21 protein-coding genes are annotated in these 17,452 nt (G+C 70.3%); 11 read left to right on the forward strand and 10 right to left on the reverse strand.

Annotated features, from left to right (window positions below):
* Window positions 1–17 precede the first annotated feature (17 nt).
* Entirely contained in the window at window positions 18–446 is a 429-nt protein-coding gene (locus tag KFLA_RS27675) for a VOC family protein (protein WP_012923140.1), read from the reverse strand.
* Window positions 447–483: 37 nt separating this feature from the next.
* Window positions 484–1,113, reverse strand: coding sequence for a TetR/AcrR family transcriptional regulator (locus KFLA_RS27680; protein WP_012923141.1), 630 nt, complete (start codon window positions 1,111–1,113; stop codon window positions 484–486).
* 41 nt (window positions 1,114–1,154) lie between these two features.
* Between KFLA_RS27680 and KFLA_RS27685 the strand changes: the two genes are divergently transcribed.
* The 3 genes from KFLA_RS27685 (at window position 1,155) to KFLA_RS27695 (ending at window position 3,012) form a co-directional block, all read left to right on the forward strand.
* Window positions 1,155–1,754, forward strand: coding sequence for a flavodoxin family protein (locus KFLA_RS27685; protein WP_012923142.1), 600 nt, complete (start codon window positions 1,155–1,157; stop codon window positions 1,752–1,754).
* Window positions 1,754–2,074: a DMT family transporter gene (locus KFLA_RS27690; protein WP_012923143.1), complete on the forward strand. Its 321-nt coding sequence runs from the start codon at window positions 1,754–1,756 to the stop codon at window positions 2,072–2,074. The genes KFLA_RS27685 and KFLA_RS27690 overlap by 1 nt, the downstream gene beginning before the upstream one ends.
* 89 nt (window positions 2,075–2,163) lie before the next feature.
* Complete coding sequence (locus tag KFLA_RS27695) at window positions 2,164–3,012, forward strand: phosphotransferase enzyme family protein (protein ID WP_012923144.1); 849 nt, start codon at window positions 2,164–2,166, stop codon at window positions 3,010–3,012.
* A 9-nt stretch (window positions 3,013–3,021) separates the two neighbouring features.
* Here KFLA_RS27695 and KFLA_RS27700 read toward each other — a convergent pair whose 3' ends face one another.
* On the reverse strand, window positions 3,022–3,669 hold the full coding sequence (locus KFLA_RS27700; protein ID WP_012923145.1) for a nucleotidyltransferase family protein: 648 nt from the start codon (window positions 3,667–3,669) through the stop codon (window positions 3,022–3,024).
* Window positions 3,670–3,818: 149 nt separating this feature from the next.
* Window positions 3,819–4,496 carry a DUF4245 domain-containing protein gene (locus tag KFLA_RS27705; protein ID WP_012923146.1) on the reverse strand — a complete coding sequence of 226 codons (678 nt, stop codon included), beginning with the start codon at window positions 4,494–4,496 and terminating at the stop codon, window positions 3,819–3,821.
* A gap of 68 nt (window positions 4,497–4,564) precedes the next feature.
* Between KFLA_RS27705 and glpX the strand changes: the two genes are divergently transcribed.
* Complete coding sequence (gene glpX / locus KFLA_RS27710) at window positions 4,565–5,599, forward strand: class II fructose-bisphosphatase (RefSeq protein WP_012923147.1); 1,035 nt, start codon at window positions 4,565–4,567, stop codon at window positions 5,597–5,599.
* A 40-nt stretch (window positions 5,600–5,639) separates the two neighbouring features.
* Window positions 5,640–6,572 (forward strand): carbohydrate kinase family protein, encoded by a 933-nt coding sequence (locus tag KFLA_RS27715; RefSeq protein WP_041290561.1) that lies wholly within the window; start codon window positions 5,640–5,642, stop codon window positions 6,570–6,572.
* Between the two features lie 190 nt (window positions 6,573–6,762).
* Here KFLA_RS27715 and KFLA_RS27720 read toward each other — a convergent pair whose 3' ends face one another.
* A complete protein-coding gene (locus KFLA_RS27720; protein ID WP_012923149.1) occupies window positions 6,763–7,473 on the reverse strand; it encodes a DUF1707 SHOCT-like domain-containing protein in 711 nt (236 codons plus the stop codon).
* 109 nt (window positions 7,474–7,582) lie between these two features.
* On the opposite strand from KFLA_RS27720, the gene KFLA_RS27725 reads away from it, so the two are divergent.
* The 3 genes from KFLA_RS27725 (at window position 7,583) to KFLA_RS27735 (ending at window position 10,329) form a co-directional block, all read left to right on the forward strand.
* Window positions 7,583–7,861, forward strand: a complete 279-nt coding sequence (locus KFLA_RS27725; RefSeq protein WP_012923150.1) for a hypothetical protein — start codon at window positions 7,583–7,585, stop codon at window positions 7,859–7,861.
* Between the two features lie 164 nt (window positions 7,862–8,025).
* Entirely contained in the window at window positions 8,026–8,511 is a 486-nt protein-coding gene (locus KFLA_RS27730) for a hypothetical protein (protein ID WP_012923151.1), read from the forward strand.
* Window positions 8,512–8,664: 153 nt separating this feature from the next.
* Window positions 8,665–10,329, forward strand: coding sequence for a fumarate hydratase (locus KFLA_RS27735; RefSeq protein ID WP_012923152.1), 1,665 nt, complete (start codon window positions 8,665–8,667; stop codon window positions 10,327–10,329).
* Window positions 10,330–10,424: 95 nt separating this feature from the next.
* Here the strand turns inward: KFLA_RS27735 and KFLA_RS27740 are convergent, their stop codons facing one another.
* Window positions 10,425–11,438, reverse strand: coding sequence for an AraC family transcriptional regulator (locus KFLA_RS27740; RefSeq protein ID WP_012923153.1), 1,014 nt, complete (start codon window positions 11,436–11,438; stop codon window positions 10,425–10,427).
* A 122-nt stretch (window positions 11,439–11,560) separates the two neighbouring features.
* On the opposite strand from KFLA_RS27740, the gene KFLA_RS27745 reads away from it, so the two are divergent.
* On the forward strand, window positions 11,561–12,313 hold the full coding sequence (locus tag KFLA_RS27745; protein WP_012923154.1) for an SDR family NAD(P)-dependent oxidoreductase: 753 nt from the start codon (window positions 11,561–11,563) through the stop codon (window positions 12,311–12,313).
* Between the two features lie 468 nt (window positions 12,314–12,781).
* On the opposite strand, the gene KFLA_RS27750 is transcribed toward KFLA_RS27745, so the two are convergent.
* Window positions 12,782–12,976: a hypothetical protein gene (locus tag KFLA_RS27750; RefSeq protein WP_148256751.1), complete on the reverse strand. Its 195-nt coding sequence runs from the start codon at window positions 12,974–12,976 to the stop codon at window positions 12,782–12,784.
* Between the two features lie 145 nt (window positions 12,977–13,121).
* On the opposite strand from KFLA_RS27750, the gene KFLA_RS27755 reads away from it, so the two are divergent.
* Window positions 13,122–13,973 (forward strand): hypothetical protein, encoded by an 852-nt coding sequence (locus KFLA_RS27755; RefSeq protein WP_012923156.1) that lies wholly within the window; start codon window positions 13,122–13,124, stop codon window positions 13,971–13,973.
* Window positions 13,974–14,012: 39 nt separating this feature from the next.
* Here the strand turns inward: KFLA_RS27755 and KFLA_RS27760 are convergent, their stop codons facing one another.
* Together KFLA_RS27760 and KFLA_RS27765 are read right to left on the reverse strand one after the other, a co-directional pair.
* Window positions 14,013–14,693 (reverse strand): ribonuclease FAU-1 family protein, encoded by a 681-nt coding sequence (locus KFLA_RS27760; RefSeq protein ID WP_041290562.1) that lies wholly within the window; start codon window positions 14,691–14,693, stop codon window positions 14,013–14,015.
* A gap of 155 nt (window positions 14,694–14,848) precedes the next feature.
* Window positions 14,849–16,252, reverse strand: coding sequence for a class II fumarate hydratase (locus KFLA_RS27765; RefSeq protein WP_012923158.1), 1,404 nt, complete (start codon window positions 16,250–16,252; stop codon window positions 14,849–14,851).
* A 107-nt stretch (window positions 16,253–16,359) separates the two neighbouring features.
* Here KFLA_RS27765 and KFLA_RS27770 point away from each other — a divergent pair, with 107 nt between their 5' ends.
* Complete coding sequence (locus KFLA_RS27770) at window positions 16,360–16,740, forward strand: DUF3224 domain-containing protein (RefSeq protein ID WP_012923159.1); 381 nt, start codon at window positions 16,360–16,362, stop codon at window positions 16,738–16,740.
* A gap of 25 nt (window positions 16,741–16,765) precedes the next feature.
* Here the strand turns inward: KFLA_RS27770 and KFLA_RS27775 are convergent, their stop codons facing one another.
* Window positions 16,766–17,422 carry a spermidine synthase gene (locus KFLA_RS27775; protein WP_012923160.1) on the reverse strand — a complete coding sequence of 219 codons (657 nt, stop codon included), beginning with the start codon at window positions 17,420–17,422 and terminating at the stop codon, window positions 16,766–16,768.
* Window positions 17,423–17,452: the final 30 nt, after the last annotated feature.

Below are 17,452 nucleotides of genomic sequence, written 5' to 3' on the forward strand. Positions count from 1 at the left end.
GCTGATCCACGGGTTGTTCAGTCGATGAGCTGGGCGATCTCCCAGAGGTTGCCCGCCGGGTCGGCGAACGCCGCGGTACGCCTGCCCCAGGGCCGGTCCATCGGGCCGTTGAGCAGCGCGATGCCGTGACCCCGCAGCTCGGCGGCTGCCGCGTCCACGTCGTCGACTCTGATGGTGTGGAGCGCACGCGCACCACAGGTCGGCGTACCGACAGCAGCGGGCTGGATCACGGCAGGCGCGTTGTCGACCGTGAGCAGGTTGATCATCAGGTTGCGGAGCTTGAGTACGGCGGAGTCGGCATCCTCGTAGACGACGTCGAGGCCGAGGACGCCGGTGTAGAAATCCTTGCAGGCCGCAACGTCCTCGACGAAGAACGTGATGACCTCGAGCTCGTCCAGGCTGTTGGTCGCGGGCTGGTCGGCGGGCGTCGGTTGGGGATCGGTCATGGTCACTCCTGATTCGGTGGGTGAGTCTGCCTTCACCTCACGGTGAGGCGAGCAGGTCCGTCGCGGCCCGGCGCAGCCCGGCGCGGAGGCGGGCCAGCGGGAAACCCTCGGTGCGCAAGGCGTTGTGGAGGTCGGCGGCCAGCGGGGCGAGGATGAAGTGGGCGGCGTACTCGGCGTCGAGATCGGGACGGGCCTGCTCGATCAGCAGCGCCAGGTGGCGGTGCCACAGGTGGTACGAGCCGATGCGGTAGCGGGCGCCGTCCGAGGCGTTCTCGCTGTCCATGAAGAGCTCGACGTGGCGGTCGAGCAGGTCCAGGTAGGCGTCGAGAAACGCGGCGACCCGTTCGGCGGGCGGCGCGCCGGGGCCCAGCGGCGGCGGCCCGGACAGCAGCTTGGCCTGCAGTTCGCGCTCGCGTTCGTCCAGCAGGGCGACCGCCAGGCCGGCTCGGTCACCGAAGCGGCGGAAGACCGTGCCCTTGCCGACTCCGGCGGCAGCGGCGATCGCGTCGAGCGACACGTTCTTCACGCCGTGCTCGGCGAAGAGGCGGTCCGCGGCCTCCAGCACCTTCAGGCGGTTCCGGCGCGCGTCGGCGCGCTCCGGCCGCGGCTCTCCCAGCAGGGGCAACGCCCGTTGCGAAGCGGACCGTGGTCCGGTACGGTCGTTCATAAGACGGACTGTAGTCCGCTAAGCCGACTGGAGGAAGCACCATGAGTACTCGCCCCGCCCGCATCGCCGTCGCCTACCACTCCGGTTACGGCCACACCGCGCGCCAGGCCGAGGCCGTCGCGGCGGGCGCGTCCGCCGTACCCGGAGCCGTCGCCGAGCTGCTGCCACTGGACGAACTGACCGACGAACTGTGGGACCGGCTGGCCGCAGCGGACGCGATCGTCTTCGGCGCCCCGACCTACATGGGCAGCCCGAGCGCGGTCTTCAAGGCGTTCGCCGAGGCCAGCGCCGCGGTGTGGGCCGACGACCTCGGCTGGCGGGACAAGATCGCCGCCGGGTTCACCAACTCCAAGGCGATGTCCGGCGACAAGCTGAACAGCCTGGTGGACTTCGCCGTGCTCGCCGCGCAGCACGGCATGATCTGGGTCGGCCTGGACGCCTACCCGGGCTGGTCGAAGTCGACGGCGAGCATCGAGGACCTCAACCGGCTGGGCAGCTGGCTGGGTGCGATGGCGCAGTCCGACTCGGACCTGTCCGCGGAGAAGGCGCCGCCGGAGACCGATCTGCGCACCGCGGCGGCCCTGGGCGCCCGGGTCGCGACGGTGACGACCCGGCACCTGCGCGGAGCGCTTGCCGCCTGATGGCCTGGATCATCCTGCTGGCCGCCGCCGCCTTCGAGATCGCGTTCGCCCTGAGCCTGAAACCGAGCGAGGGGTTCAGCCGGTTCTGGCCCTCCGTGGGGGTGCTCGCCTTCGGCGTCACCTCGGTCCTGCTGCTGGCCAAGACCCTCGACCGGCTGCCGGTGGGTACGGCGTACGCCGTGTGGACCGGGATCGGTTCGGTCGGTGTCGTCACCCTCGGCATCGTGCTCTTCGGCGAGCCGCTGACCTTCACCCGACTGGCCTGCATCACGTTGATCATCGCCGGCGTGCTCGGCCTGCACCTGTCCAGCGCCCACTAATTGAGCCGCGCTACGACCATCGGCCCTTGTATCGTGCCGAACTCCTACCGCTGGCAGGGATTCGGCGGCTTCCACCGAGAGGCAAGGCGATGCAGGCACCCCAGGTCCAGCGCGCGGTGGCCGCGGCCCTCGCGATCGCGTCGTCAGCCGGTCTGCCGGCCGACGACGCGATCGTGCTCAACAACTCGAACAAGCTCACGCTGCGGCTGCTGCCGTGCGACGTGCTGGCCCGGGTGGCACCGGCGGCCGAGCAGGTCGCGGAGTTCGAGCTCGAGCTGGCTCGACGCCTCGGCGAAACCGGAAGCCCGGTGGCCGCTCTGGACCCTCGGGTGGAACCGCGGGCCTATCAGCGTGACGGTTTTGTGGTCACGCTGTGGACCTACTACGAACCCATCACGCCTGAGGTCGCACCCGCTGATTACGCCACGGCGATCGAGCGGCTGCACGCCGGCATGCGCAGGTTCGACGTGCCGACTCCGCACTTCACGGATCGAGTCGCCGGCGCCCAGCAACTCCTGGCCCACCGGGAGTCCACGCCGGAGCTGGCCGAGGCGGACCGCGAGCTTCTCAGCGCGGCGCTACGACGGAGCACCCAGGCAATCGCCGAGCGCCAGCCGGCCGAGCAGCTGCTGCACGGCGAGCCGCACCCGGGCAACCTGATCGCCACGCAGCACGGGCCACTGTTCATCGACCTCGAGACCTGCTGCCGCGGGCCGGTCGAGTTCGATCTGGCCCATGCGCCGGAAGAGGTCAGCGAGCGCTACCCGGGAGCCGACCCGGAGTTGCTGCGGCAGTGCCGGATCCTTGTCCTGGCGATGATCGTCGCGTGGCGCTGGGACCGAGGCGACCAACTCCCGAACGGGCGGCAGCTCGGCACGGACTGGCTAAACGAACTTCGGGCCACGCTCGATCCCGAGGCGACGGACACCGTCAGCTGATCGCGGAGCTCAGCCGGAGCTGCGGGCGCGGCGGTAGCGGGTGGGGATGGCGGCGGGTGGGACCAGGGGGTTGGCGGGGCCGGCGGCGTAGTGGCCGAGGAGGTGCTGGTAGTCGTCCCAGGTGCCGATCATGGGCGGACGGTTGCCGATGGCATCTACGTCGGTGACGGGGTGACGGCCGGACTCGATCAGTGTCCACAGGTCCTGGTCGCTGCGCAGCGTTCGCAACGAGCCGAACGTCTCCCGCCGGAACCAGCACGGGTAACCGCGGCCGTCGTCGTACCGGGTGACGCCGATCGAGGCGGCGGACTCGGCGACCAGGGACCAGACCGCGGCCGAGGTGATCCCGGGCTGGTCGTCCCGCAGTACGACGAGCCCGTCGGTCCGCCGGTCGACGGCGTCCAGCGCCGGCACGATCGAGGAGCTGCCGGTGTCGGCGTGCGGCGACTCGACCACGCGTACGCCGTCCAGGGCGACCCGGTCCCGGACCTGGTCAGCGGCGGCGCCCAGCGTCACCACCAGCTGGTCGAAGCCGCAGTCCCGGGCAGTGTCGAGCGTGGCGCCGAGCAGGGTCTCACCCCGGTACGCGAGCAACTGGCGCGGGACGCCGAGCCGCGGCGACCCTTCGGCGGCGAGCACCAGCCCGGTGACGAACACGCGGGATCAGCTCCTGACCTGGACCGTGCGAGTCACACCAGGCTCCTTCGCCGACGCCGATTCTCGATCGAACCGCGAAGACGCTGCGCTGTCAACCGTGCACAACGGCAACCCTGCAAGGGAAATCGCGCTCGACCGGCCGGGCGTGATCAGCGCAGGGTTGCAGCAAACGTTTCAAGGGCAGGGTATCCGGCGTCGCCGACCACGATCGTGGTGATGCCGGAACCGACCCGGACCAGGGCGTGCTCACCCTCCCGCTCGAGCAGCGTACGCCGCTGCCAGACGACGCCGCCGACGGTCGAGGTGCCGTCGTCCTCGGTCTTGCCGAGCTCGTCGTTCTGGAACCCGCGGGTGGTCACGTTGGACTGCTCCAGCCCGACGTACTTGCGCTGGTCGGTGACGGTGCCGAGGTGCCAGGTGATCGGGCTCTGCTGCGGCGCCCGGAACTCCACGTTCGTCGCGGTCCAGCCCGGCGGCAGCGGCGACGGGCCGAGGATCCAGGGGGCGACCTTCTTGGCGTCCGCCAGCTGCGCGGTGTACTCGACCGCGCGCACCTTCTCCTCCTTCGGCCGCCAGGTGACCAGCATCAGGAACGCGACCACCAGCAGCGTGACCAGCATCGCCCAGAACATGTTGGTCAGCGTGCGGGCCTTGGCCCGGTTCACCCGGTCCTGGGCGCGGTAGGCGATCGCCTCGGCCCGGGCTCGCGCCCGTTCCTGCGCCGCCGGGTCCAGCGGCGTACGCCGCTGCGCCGCGTCCGCCGGCGGGGAAGCGTTCTCCTCGGGGGCGGTGTCGGGCTGCGTCGGCTCCTGACCAGTCGGGCTCATGGCTCCAGTGTCTCCCGGCCCCGACATCGCTCGATCACCCCCGTCGGCCGTTGGCTACGATCCGTGCCATGAGCGACCCCACCACACCCCCCGCCCATCTCGAGGTCGACGAGCACGCGCCCGACCGGAACCTGGCTCTGGAACTGGTCCGGGTCACCGAGGCGGCCGCGATGGCCGCCGGCCGCTGGGTCGGCCGCGGCGACAAGAACGGGGCGGACGGCGCCGCGGTGAACGCGATGCGCACGCTGATCGGCACCGTCGGGATGAACGGCGTGGTGGTGATCGGCGAGGGCGAGAAGGACAACGCCCCGATGCTCTACAACGGCGAGCGGGTCGGCGCCGGCGACGGCCCGGAGTGCGACGTCGCGGTCGACCCGGTGGACGGCACCACGCTGGTCGCCAAGGGCATGGCCAACGGCATCGCGGTGATGGCGGTCTCGCCGCGCAACACGATGTACGACCCTTCCGCCGTGTTCTACATGGAGAAGCTGGTGGTCGGTCCGGAGGCCGCCGACGTGGTCGACATCCGGTTGCCGGTCGCGGAGAACATCCGCCGGGTGGCCAAGGCGAAGGGCTCCAGCGTCGACGACGTCACCGTGGTGCTGCTCGACCGGCCGCGGCACGAGGAGATCGCCGCGCAGATCCGGGCCACCGGTGCGCGGATCAAGTTCATCAGCGACGGCGACGTCGCCGGCGCGGTCGAGGCGGCCCGGCCGGACACCGGTCTGGACATGCTGGTCGGCATCGGCGGCACTCCGGAGGGCATCATCGCCGCCTGCGCGATGAAGTGCCTCGGCGGCCTGATCCAGGGCCGGCTCTGGCCCCGCGACGACGACGAGCGGCAGCGCGCGGTGGACGCCGGCCACGACCTCGACCGGGTGCTCACCACCGACGACCTGGTCGGCGGTGACGACTGCTTCTTCGTCGCCACCGGCATCACCGACGGCGAGCTGCTGCGCGGCGTCCGGTACGGCGGCTCGACCGCGCGCACCCACTCGCTGGTGATGCGGTCGCGCAGCGGCACGATCCGCAGCATCGAGAGCGTGCACCAGCTCGAGAAGCTGCGCGCGTACTCGACCATCGACTTCGACCACGCCCGATGAGGGTGCTGTGGGCCGGGCCGGCGACGCCGGTGGCGGGGTCATGACCGCGCCCCTGCTAGTCGTCGGCGAGGCGCTGGTGGACATCGTCGGCCACGGCAGGTCGAAGAACGGCGCGAAGGCGACGCCCGGAGGTTCGCCGGCCAACGTCGCGGTCGGGCTGGCCCGGCTCGGCGTACCGACCGAGCTGGTGACCCGGTTCGGCACCGACGCGTACGGCGACCAGCTCGGCGCGCACCTGTTCGGCAACGGCGTCCAGCTGGCTCCCGGCTCGGTGGACCCCGGTTTCCGGACCAGCACGGCGACCGCGACGCTCGACGCGGCCGGCGTGGCGACGTACGAGTTCGACATCAGCTGGGAGCCGCCGAAGCTGACCCTGAACCGGGGTTGCCCGGCGGTGCACACCGGGTCGATCGCGACCGTGCTGGAACCGGGCGCCGCGGCGATCCGCGACTTCCTGGCCGGGCTGGCCGATCGCCCGGTCACGGTCACGCTCGACCCGAACGCGCGCCCGACGATCACGCCCGACGCCGAGAGCACCTGGTCCGCCGTACGGGCGCTGGCCGGACTGTCGGACCTGGTGAAGCTGAGCGACGAGGACTGCGAGTTCCTCCGGCCCGGGTCGTCGCTGCCCGAGGTCGCGGCGGAGCTGCTCACCGCGGACCGGACGCGGTGCGTGGTGATCACCCGCGGCGGCGAGGGCGCGATCGGCATCACCCGGACCGGCCAGGTCGAGGTGACCGCGCCCGCGATCGAGGTGGTCGACACGGTCGGGGCCGGCGACTCGTTCATGTCGGCGTTGCTCGCCGGATTGAATGCCCGCGGGTTGCTCGGCGAGACGCGGTTGCAGGGGCTCGACGAAGAGGCGCTGCGGGAGGTCCTCGACTACGCGGTGAAGGCGGCGGCGATCACCTGCACCCGGCACGGTGCCGACCCGCCGACTGCGGCCGAGCACCCGTCTCCCTGGAACGCCTGACGCGCGAACCGCCAGCACTCACCAACCGCCGGTCTATCGCCCAGTCCCCGCTCGGCGATCGGTCCCGGCGGCCGATTCGGCTGGTTGGTGAGTGGTTGGCGTCCGGGTTTCGTCGGCGGCGTCTGCAGGGTCGACGGCGGCTGCCCGGTTCAGCTGCCGGCGGGTGCTCAGATCAGCTGCCGGCGGCTGCTCAGGTCAGGCGCAGGCGCTTGCTCAGGCGGGGGCCGCGTTTGATCTTGATCTCGCCGAGGATCGCGGTGCCGCGGATGTGGAAGGTCTTCGGTGGGGCGGTGCTCGGCTCGACGACGCCGCCGAGACCGGCTTCCTGCTCGGTCACCGCACCGAGAATCGGGTTGCTGTCCAGGTGCACGATCGCGTTCTGCGGGACGCGGATCTTCACGTCGGCGAGAATCGACTTCACCTCGAGGTAGATCACGTCGTACGGCAGCTGCGCCTCGGTGTAGTCCAGCGTGACGTCGCCGAGCACCGCGTTGATCTCCTGCCGCTGCGGCGCCAGCCAGTTGCCGGTGCGCTTGGCCTCGGACAGGAACGCGTTGATCGTCGGAGCCGTCGTGACCATGCCCGCCCCGTACTGCGGGACCGGCTGCCCGGCGTACTGCGGGCCGGCCGTCTGCTGGCCCGGGACGGGCAGCCCGTTCGGCAGGTCGGTGGTGAGCTCGGCCAGCTCGCCGTACGTCTTGGCGGCGTAGACGGACTCCAGCCGCTCCTCCAGCTCGGCGTAGTTCAGCCGTCCCTCGCCCGCCGCCTCACGCAGGATCTCGGCGACATCCTCCCGCTCCAGGTCGGACACCCGCCTGCGCAGCGCCAGCTCGTCCCCGGTCGGCTGCGCCGTCGCCGGCACGTCCTGCGGGCGGTCCTGAGGTCCCTCGTCCTGAGCCACAGCAAAATCCTACGCGCGCAGCGCGCCGTCCGCCGATGAGTTACGCCCCGGATTCAACCCTGAGCCCGCCCTGACCCCGCGACCGCGTGACTGCCGCATACTGGCGACCATGAGATGGCCCGACGGAAGCCAGGGTCGCGTGCTCGCGGTTGTCTACCTCGCCGCGTTCGCGGCGATGCTGATCGGCGTGGTGTGGACGCTGGTCAACCAGCTGACCGGCGGTGCAGGGGTGCAGGCCACGATCGGCGTCGTGCTTTTCGTGGCCGGCCAGCTGACCATTGTCGCCCTGGCGTACCGGCTTCGCGCCGGCACGGACTACTCGCGGGCATGGCAGCGGTTGTCGTTGGGGCTCGAGGTCCGTCCGGCGCTCCGGTCCGCCGCGGGGTGAGCCGACGGCGTCTTCCCTTGCACCGCAGCGCTTCGTGGCGCGGACGGTAACCGCTGCCGAAGCGCTCCTCCCCCGACCGCACCGCGCCTGTCCCTGGCGAGGCGAGTGGATGACCCCGGTCCGGGCGATCATGGCTGTCCCAATCAACCCGAGGGGGATCACCTGTGAAACGAACGATGACCGTACTCGCCGCCATCCTCACGGCAGTCGCGGCCATGGTGAGCCAGCCGATCGCCGCCCAGGCGGCACCGTCGTCCTCCGGCAATTTCGGCGCTTACCCGTACGAGAACTCCTACCCGACGGTGGCCGGCTGCTCCGGCACCTTTTTCCTTCCCTGGGACGTTCCCGGTGGAGCCGTCCAGTACGCCAACTGGGAGGGCCGCCAGGTCAAGCTGGAGTTCTACTACTCCAACGCCTGCGGCGCCTACGCCCGGATCAGCAACGCACCGCAGAGCTGCGTGGCGATGATCCACCGCGACTCCAACGGCGACCGCCGGGCGGACGGATCGATGAGCGAGTCCGTCGACCCCGGCATCAACTACGCCTACACCCGGATCGCCAACAACCTGAACGGCCGTCTCGCTCAGGCCGCGCTGGTCTGCCGGAACGTGCACGGCTCGTGGGCCCTGGCCAGCACCGGCTGGTACTGAGCCCGGCAGAACCGGCGCCGGCTGAACGACCGCTTCCGGCGCAATCCTGACGCCGACTGAGCGACCGCCCGGTCCGACCCGCTCCTGCGGATCGGGCCGGGCGGCTTTAGGCTAGGCGCGAATCTCAGACCACCCTGCCTGGAGGTACGCCCGGTGTCCGCTGACTTCACCTACTCCGACCTGCTCCCGCTCGGGCAGGACGACACGGAGTACCGGCTCCTCACCACCGAGGGAGTCAGCACGTTCACCGCCGGCGGCCGGACCTTCCTGCAGGTCGAGCCGTCGGTGCTGCGGGCGCTGACCGCCGAGGCGATGCACGACATCTCGCACTACCTCCGCTCGGCCCACCTGGCCCAGCTGCGCCGGATCATCGACGACCCGGAGGCGTCCGGCAACGACCGGTTCGTCGCGCTCGACCTGCTGAAGAACGCGAACATCTCCGCCGGCGGCATCCTGCCGATGTGCCAGGACACCGGTACGGCGATCGTGATGGGCAAGAAGTCCGAGGGCGTGCTGACCGGCGCGGTCGACGAGGAGTGGATCAGCCGCGGAGTCCACGACGCCTACACCAAGCTGAACCTGCGCTACTCGCAGATGGCCCCGCTGACGATGTGGGACGAGAAGAACACCGGTACGAACCTGCCGGCGCAGATCGAGCTGTACTCCACCCCGGGCACCACGGACCCGGCGTACAAGTTCCTGTTCATGGCCAAGGGTGGTGGCTCGGCGAACAAGTCGTTCCTGTTCCAGGAGACGAAGGCGGTGCTCAACCCGGCCGGGATGATGAAGTTCCTGGACGAGAAGATCCGCTCGCTCGGCACCGCCGCCTGCCCGCCGTACCACCTGGCGATCGTCGTCGGCGGGACGTCGGCGGAGTACGCGCTCAAGACCGCGAAGTACGCCTCCGCGCACTACCTGGACGCGCTGCCGACGACGGGATCGCCGCTGGGGCACGGGTTCCGCGACGTGGAGCTGGAAGAGAAGGTCTTCCAGCTGACCCAGGACTTCGGGATCGGCGCGCAGTTCGGCGGCAAGTACTTCTGCCACGACGTCCGGGTGATCCGGCTGCCGCGGCACGGCGCCTCCTGCCCGGTCGCGATCGCCGTCTCCTGCTCGGCCGACCGGCAGGCGCGGGCCAAGATCACCCCCGCGGGCGTCTTTCTCGAGCAGCTCGAGCGGGATCCGGCGCGGTTCCTGCCCGACACCACCGACGAGCAGCTGAACGACGACGCGGACGTCGTCCGGATCGACCTGAACCAGCCGATGAGCGAGATCCGCGCCGAACTGTCGAAGCTGCCGGTGAAGACCCGGCTCTCGCTCAGCGGCCCGCTCGTCGTCGCCCGCGACATCGCGCACGCCAAGATCAAGGAACGCCTCGACGCCGGCGAGCCGATGCCCGGCTACCTGCGCGACCACGCCGTCTACTACGCCGGCCCGGCGAAGACCCCCGAGGGCTACGCGTCCGGCTCGTTCGGCCCGACCACGGCCGGCCGGATGGACGCGTACGTCGACCAGTTCCAGGCGGCCGGCGGCTCGTTCGTGATGCTTGCCAAGGGCAACCGCTCCGCCAAGGTCACCGAGGCGTGCCGCAAGCACGGCGGCTTCTACCTCGGCTCGATCGGCGGCCCGGCGGCACGGTTGGCGCAGGACTGCATCAAGTCCGTCGAGGTGATCGAGTACGCCGAACTGGGCATGGAAGCGGTCTGGAAGATCGAGGTCGAGGACTTCCCCGCCTTCGTGGTCGTCGACGACAAGGGCAACGACTTCTTCACCGACACCCGCAAACCGGTCCCGCTGACGGTACGTCCCCGCAGCTGAGTCCGATCTCGGCGGACCGAGCGTTCGCGAGGGTTGCAGTCGAGCCCCTGCTTCCCTCGAGCAGTGACGCCGGCAGGAGCCGCGGGTCGTGACGTTCAGCCGCGCCCTGCGCCCGCCGGCACGCGGGACGTTTCCTCCAGCTCCGGTTCGCCACCGAGCGCCGGCTGCCGTGCCAAGTTCCGGAATGGCTGTCGTGCCTGGTTCCGGAACTGTGCGGGCGATGAGCCGACCACGCGGCGGAACGCGGTACTGAACGCGCTCTCGGACAGGTAGCCCGTGGCCCGTGCGAGCTCGGAGATCGACAGGGTGTCGCGGGCCAGGGCATCGCGCGCGAGGCTCATCCGCCACTGGATCAGGTACTCCAGCGGCGGCACCCCGACGTGGCTCTTGAAGGCCTGGGCGAACGCGGACCGCGACATGTGGCTGATCTCGGCGAGCTCCTTGAGGGTCCAGGAGTGCGCCACGTCCGCGTGCAGGGCACGCAGGGCGGCACCTATGCCGTCCTCGTTCAACGCACCCAGCCAGCCGGTGGGCCGGTCCGTCTGACCGGCGTGAGCACGCAGCATGTGCACCAGCAGGATCTGTGCGAGGTGGTTCTGCACCAGCGGGCCGCCGGCGGCGGCGATCCCGACCTCGGTGGCCAGGAGATCGATCAGCTGCCCGAGCCGCGCGCCCTGAGGATCGGCCCCGCGGACGATCACGAGCGGCGGCAGGAGATCGGTCAGCAGGCCCGCGTTCCGGTCGTCGAACGCGATGTGCCCGACGCAGAGGTAAAGGTCCTGCTCGGACTCCGGGCCGATCCGCACGAACCCGTCCTCGGCAGTCGCCCACACCGGCTCCGCGGGGCGCGGCCTCGCGTCGAGCGTGCTGGCCAGGACGTACGGCGGCGGGTTGCCCAGCAGAAAGGTGTCGCCCTCCTGCAGCAGCACCGGCTCGTGCCCGTCGAGAATCAGCCAGCACGTGCCGCGCACGATGCCGCCGATCCGCACGTGCAAGAACGTGTCGAAGCGCAACGCCCACTCACCCACGGCCCGGAGACTGGGCCCGACCACGGTGCGGGGCCGGAGCAACCCGATCGCGTCGGCCACTGGATCCCGAAATCCGAGCACCAAGAATTCCTCCTGGACGATACGTAAAGAACCGCGGACTCTGCATCATGGATCGTACTGCGCTGTCCCAGCAGGATCGATGGTGAACGGATCGGCATCGAGACAGTGATGGAGAGACCCACATGGGACAGCTGGATGGCAAGACGGCGGTGGTCACCGGAGGAAGCAGCGGGATCGGTCTGGCCACCGCCGTACGGCTCGCGGACGAGGGCGCTTACGTGTTCGTCACCGGGCGGCGCGAGGCCGAGCTGGAGGCGGCCGTCAAGACCATCGGGACGGACCGGGCGACGGGCGTGACCGGTGACATCGCCAAGCCGGCCGACCTCGACCGGCTCTACGAGGCGGTCCGGGCGCGAGACCGGGGACTGGACGTGCTGGTGGCGAACGCGGCGGTCGGTGCGTTCGTGACGCTGGAGCAGACGACCGAGCAGCACTTCGACCAGACCTTCGCGGTCAACGTCCGCGGCACGCTGTTCACCGTGCAGAAGGCGTTGCCGCTGCTCAACGACGGAGCCTCGATCGTGCTGGTCGGTTCGACGGCCGGCGACCGTGGGGTCGAGGCGTTCGGCGCGTACGCGGCGTCGAAGGCGGCCGTCCGGTCCTTCGCGCGGACCTGGTCCAACGAGCTCAAGGACCGCGGCATCCGGGTCAACGTGGTCTCGCCGGCCTGGATCGAGACTCCCGGGGGCACCGCCGCTTTCGGCGACGAGGAGACCGCTCGGGCGGTCAAGGAGAATGTCGCCGCGACCGTGGCCAAGGGCCGCATGGGTCGGCCCGAGGAGGCCGCCGCGGTCGTGGCCTTCCTCGCCTCGGACCAGAGCAGCTACGTCGTCGGCGCGAACCTCTATGTTGACGGCGGCACGAACCAGATCTGAGCCGCACCGGTTGGACGGCAGGTTGGCGTGGGTTGCCAGCCTGTGCTGGAGATTCCACCCAGGGCGGACGTAACGGTTGCGTTGGTCGATCAGGTCGGGAGGCGTCGTCACGCGGACCAACTGCAGCTCGCAGCCGGACAGGCTCTGCTGGTACAGCGCGTGCAGAGGTGGCTTGTCGACGGCGCCGGACAGGACGACGTACTGCGCTCCTGCGGCTCGGTAGGTCGTCCACAAGGCCGCGACGTTGCGGACTCGCAGCAGGTCGTGGAAGCTCGGTTCGCCCGCGGCGGCGCGATCTGCCGGCGCGGGGCCGAACTGGGAGATGGCGTCCAGGTCGATGACTGCAGTGGGATGGCCGGCCCCGGTGAGGATACGGCCGAGCTCCTGGCCCAGCGTTGTCTTGCCGGCGCCGTCGCCGCCGGTCAGGAACAGAGCTCGGTGGACGGTGTTCGTGGGCATCAGCTGAGGTTACGACGTGCTGACGCGAGGGCGGAGGATGTAGACCGTCAGGCAGAGGTTGCCGAGGAACTGGTAGAGCGCCCAGTGCAAGTTGGCTTCGACGTGGTGGTAAACGTCGAGGCGCCACTCGGTGCCGATGGCATGCTTCTCCTCCATCTCCAGGCCGGCGGCGGTGAAGGAGGACTCACCATGGCCGCACCTCACCACGGCGATCCCGCGACACCACCGGCTATCCGCCGATCATGACCGCGCCCCCGGAGCCGGGTTAATCGATTGACCGGGTTTGTCGCGGCGATTACAACGGTCCGGACGGCTCGAACCGAGGCCTGCACCCGACGAGGGAGATGTGATGCGCGTTCTCGACATCGAGATCTCCCCGGACTTGCTGGCTTCCTGGGTCGGCTGGCTCGCACCGGACCGGCAACTGTTCTTCGTGACGGCCGACCAGGCGAAGCAGTGGGGACTGCCGCTCGATCCGACCGAGCCCGACCAGAATCTGCGGGACACGTACCGCAGATTCTGGGTGGACAAAGGACTGAAGTCGGTCTGGCTGGACGAGGCGGCGTTCTTCGGCCTGCCGCGGGAAACCCGCGCCGAGCTGGTGCGAGCTCAAGTGACGCACGAGCGATCCGCCGTACCGACTGTCCGTGCGTGGCGGGATGAGCTGGGACCTGCAATCGCGCAGCAGGCCGACGGTCATCGGTTCGTGTGGTGGAAGTCCGTACTGCGGGATTCGGCCGCGGTGGTTCTCTCCCGCCTGCTGAGTCAGCAGTACGGCCCCAGCCGGCACCGCGCCGTACCAGCGGAGGTGTGGAACGCGGCTGCTCCGCTTCTACCCAGGGTGCGCGAGTTGGCCGGCACGTTCGCGAACGGCAGCGGGCCGAACTGCTTCGGCACAGTGATGGCTGCGGCAGGGGTGGAGGGCGCCGCCGAGCAGTGGATGCAACGAGAGCCGTTCGAGCAGTGGCTGCAGGAGCACACGACGCGCGGCGGGGACGACGCCGTTCCGGGGACGGTGCTGGTGTGGCGCGATTCCGAGCACGCGGTTCAGCACGCGGCGGTGACCTTGGGACCGGGGTGGACCTTTCACAAGCCGAACCAGACCTGGTCGGGGCCGCGCAAGGTTCGCACCACGCAGGAGGTCATCAAGAGCAACCGCGCCTCTGGCCGATACCTCCACCGCTACACGATCCACCGCTGACACCCCGTACCGGACGCACTGCGATCCGATCCTCCGCGATCAGCTGAGCAACTCCTCCGCGATGTGCGTGACCTTGAAGCCGGTGGGCGCATCGGGCACGCGCCAGGTCGGCGGGGCCGTCCAGCTGGGCCAGTCCTCGGCGAAGGGGGTCGCCCAGGACTCGATCTCGCGAACGGCGGCATGGCCGTCGGCGGTGATGCGGGCGGCCTCGGCCGGGGTGAAGCGGCCGGCCGCGACGGCGCCTTCCAGCTCGTCCTCGTCCTTCCACTCGATCACGCGGTCCGGGGTGATCCACAGGTCCAGCACGTAGTCGACGGTGCTCGTTCGGCGAGCGGCCGGGTCGCGGCGGTGCTCGGCCTCCAGGTTCACGTACCAGCCGCGGAAGGTGCCGTCCTCGTCCCAGAAGTGCCACACGGACCAGGGCTTGCCCGCGGGTGACACCTTGAGGATGCCGGTGCCGCGCCAGATGTCGAGCTTGAGCACGCGGCGCTCGGTGAACATGCCGACCGGACCCGCGTGCCGCATCTCCCGCCCGTCGGCGAGCACCGGTTTGATCAGCGGCGTACCGGGAGCGAGCCAAGCGACCAGCGCGTCGGCGTCGTGCTGGACCACGGTCATCGGGCGGACGTTCGGCAGGTCACGGTGCCGCCCGGTGCCTTCGTAGACCCACTCGATCGTCGTGCCCGGCGCCCAGAACTCCGCCGCTCCCGAACCGGCCACCGGCGCCGGGTTCGCGGCCCGCACCCGATCCGCGGCGAGCTCCCGATTCCCGGCACGCTCCCGACCGCCGACGGACTCTCGATCCCCGGCGACCTTCCGATCCCCGGCGGGCTCCGGATCCCCGGCCGCCTCGGGATCCGGTACGGCGGCGGCCGTCACGGCGTGGCCGGTCTGGTCATCGACAGCACGTCGAGGGCGGCGTCGAGCTGCTGCTCGGTCAGGTCGCCCTTCTCGACGTGACCGTTCTCCAGCACGACCTCACGAATCGTCTTGCCCTGCTTGAGCGCGCTCTTGGCGACCGCGGCGGCGTTCTCGTAGCCGATGTAACGGTTCAGCGGGGTGACGATCGACGGCGACGACTCGGCCAGCGCCCGCGCGTGCTCGACGTTCGCGGTGATGCCGTCGACGCAGCGGTCGGCGAGCAGCCGGGACGCGTTGGTCAGCAGCTCGATCGACTCCAGCAGGTTGCGGGCGATCACCGGCAGCATCACGTTCAGCTCGAAGTTGCCGGCGGCACCGGCCACGGTGATCGTGGTGTCGTTGCCCATCACCTGGGCGGCGACCATCAGGGTTGCCTCACAGATCACGGGATTCACCTTGCCGGGCATGATGCTCGAGCCGGGCTGCAGGTCCGGCAGCGCGATCTCGCCGAGGCCGGCCCGCGGCCCGGACCCCATCCAGCGCAGGTCGTTGCAGATCTTGGTCAGGCTGACGGCAACTGTCTTCAGCTGGCCGGACAGCTCGACCAGACCGTCGCGAGCACCCTGCGCCTCGAAGTGGTCGGCGGCCTCGCTGAGCTCGAGCCCGGTCCGCCGGTTCAGCTCGTCGATCACCTTGGCGGCGAAGCCGGGCGGGGTGTTGATGCCGGTCCCGACCGCTGTCCCACCCAGCGGCAGCTCGGTGACCCGGGGCAGCGTCGCGCGCACTCGGTCAGCGCCGCGGCGGATCTGCGCGGCGTACCCGTCGAACTCCTGGCCGAGCGTGACCGGCGTCGCGTCCATCAGGTGGGTGCGGCCGGACTTCACCACCTCGGCGAACTCCGTGCCCTTGCGCGACAGCGCGTCGGCCAGGTGCTCCAGGGCCGGCAGCAGGTCGCGCACGACACCGGCGGTGGCGGCGACGTGGATCGCCGACGGGAAGGTGTCGTTGCTGGACTGGCTGGCGTTGACGTGGTCGTTCGGGTGCACGTCGTTCTCGAGGGCGCGGGTGGCCAGGGTGGCGAGCACCTCGTTGACGTTCATGTTGGTGGACGTGCCGGAGCCGGTCTGGAACACGTCGATCGGGAACTCGGCGTCGAACTCGCCCGCCGCCACCCGGTCCGCGGCCGCGACGATGCCCTCGGCGACCCGGCCGTCGATCACACCGAGCTCGGCGTTCACCACCGCGGCCGACGCCTTGATCTGCGCCAGCGCGTGCACGAGCGCCGGCGCCAGCGGCCGGCCGGAGATCGGGAAGTTCTCCACCGCACGCTGGGTCTGCGCCCGCCACAACGCGTCGCGCGGCACCTTGACCTCGCCCATCGTGTCGTGCTCGATCCTGAATTCCACGTTGTCACCCATACCTGCAGAGTACGTGGATCCGTCCTGTCGGCCGGGCCTGGTAGAACGTCTGTGGACAACGCCACATCGTTCCCGCACGCCCAGTCAGCCAGGTCCGAGGAGTACCGATGAAGTTCACCCAGCCGTTCGAGATCACCAAGTGGGACCAGTCGACCTACGACGACGCCGACGACGTCGAGCTGGGGCGCGCAACGGTCGGCAAGACCTTCGCCGACGGCGAGCTGGTGGGCACGAGCTCCGCCGAGCTGCTGATGGTCGGTACGCCGGCCGGCCCGGCGGCGTACACGGCGGTCGAGCGGTTCACCGGGACACTGGACGGCCGCGAGGGGTCCTTCGTGATGGTGCACGGCGCGTCCGCGGAGGAGACCGCGTCCCACGGCAAGGTGGTCGCGTCCGCCGGGGCCTTGACCGGCCTGTCCGGCACGGTCCTTTACGAGCACGACGACCAGGGCCCGCGCCTCACCCTCGACTACGAGCTGCCCGGCTGACCCGGCGGCTACGAGAGGCACGCGGTTACGAGCTGCCCGACTGAGCTGTGCCCTGGTAGACGTAGTAGGTCTCGTCCCGCCCCTGCAGCTCGACCGGGACGGGCGAGACCACGCACCCGCCGAAGACGTTGCCGATAGCCCCTTCCAGCTCCGGCGAGGCGGACGAGGACCACACGGTCAGCACCCCGCCCGCGCGCAGCTTGTCCCGGCAGACCTGGAGGAACCCGGTCCGGTAGATGACCGAGTTCGCGTCGTACACCAGGAAGTCCGGGCCGTTGTCGACGTCGAGCAGGATCCCGTCGTACGACGCGTCGGCCTGTCCGGTGACCACCTCACGGACGTCGCCGACGGCAACCGTCACCCGCGGGTCGTCGAGCACCGACGGCAGCAGTCCGTCCCGCATCCACTGCACCAGCGCCGGCTCGATCTCGGCGACCACCACTTCACCCACCCGTACGTCGGCCAGCAGCGCCCGCACGGTGTACCCGAGCCCGAGTCCGCCGACCAGCACCCGGTCCGGATTCCCTGACAGGGCAGCATTCGCGAGCAGTTCCTCGCTGGACGTCTCACGATCGTCCATCACGAACACCCCGTTGGCCCGCAGCTCCAGCGCCCCGTCGACCTCCCGGCGCCGCAGCACCAGCTCGCCCCGCTCACTGACCGCCCGCGCCACCTCGCTCACCCGCACATCCTGCCCCAGCCGCACAAGGCG

This window comes from Kribbella flavida DSM 17836 (assembly GCF_000024345.1).
GTDB lineage: Bacteria > Actinomycetota > Actinomycetes > Propionibacteriales > Kribbellaceae > Kribbella > Kribbella flavida.

Excerpts from the sequence above, each read along its gene's own strand:
- KFLA_RS27675 (WP_012923140.1), bottom strand. The coding sequence starts at position 446 with ATGACCGATCCCCAACCGACGCCCGCCGACCAGCCCGCGACCAACAGC.
- KFLA_RS27680 (WP_012923141.1), bottom strand. The coding sequence starts at position 1,113 with ATGAACGACCGTACCGGACCACGGTCCGCTTCGCAACGGGCGTTGCCC.
- KFLA_RS27685 (WP_012923142.1), top strand. The coding sequence starts at position 1,155 with ATGAGTACTCGCCCCGCCCGCATCGCCGTCGCCTACCACTCCGGTTAC.
- KFLA_RS27690 (WP_012923143.1), top strand. The coding sequence starts at position 1,754 with ATGGCCTGGATCATCCTGCTGGCCGCCGCCGCCTTCGAGATCGCGTTC.
- KFLA_RS27695 (WP_012923144.1), top strand. The coding sequence starts at position 2,164 with ATGCAGGCACCCCAGGTCCAGCGCGCGGTGGCCGCGGCCCTCGCGATC.
- KFLA_RS27705 (WP_012923146.1), bottom strand. The coding sequence starts at position 4,496 with ATGAGCCCGACTGGTCAGGAGCCGACGCAGCCCGACACCGCCCCCGAG.
- glpX (WP_012923147.1), top strand. The coding sequence starts at position 4,565 with ATGAGCGACCCCACCACACCCCCCGCCCATCTCGAGGTCGACGAGCAC.
- KFLA_RS27715 (WP_041290561.1), top strand. The coding sequence starts at position 5,640 with ATGACCGCGCCCCTGCTAGTCGTCGGCGAGGCGCTGGTGGACATCGTC.
- KFLA_RS27725 (WP_012923150.1), top strand. The coding sequence starts at position 7,583 with ATGAGATGGCCCGACGGAAGCCAGGGTCGCGTGCTCGCGGTTGTCTAC.
- KFLA_RS27745 (WP_012923154.1), top strand. The coding sequence starts at position 11,561 with ATGGGACAGCTGGATGGCAAGACGGCGGTGGTCACCGGAGGAAGCAGC.
- KFLA_RS27755 (WP_012923156.1), top strand. The coding sequence starts at position 13,122 with ATGCGCGTTCTCGACATCGAGATCTCCCCGGACTTGCTGGCTTCCTGG.
- KFLA_RS27765 (WP_012923158.1), bottom strand. The coding sequence starts at position 16,252 with ATGGGTGACAACGTGGAATTCAGGATCGAGCACGACACGATGGGCGAG.
- KFLA_RS27770 (WP_012923159.1), top strand. The coding sequence starts at position 16,360 with ATGAAGTTCACCCAGCCGTTCGAGATCACCAAGTGGGACCAGTCGACC.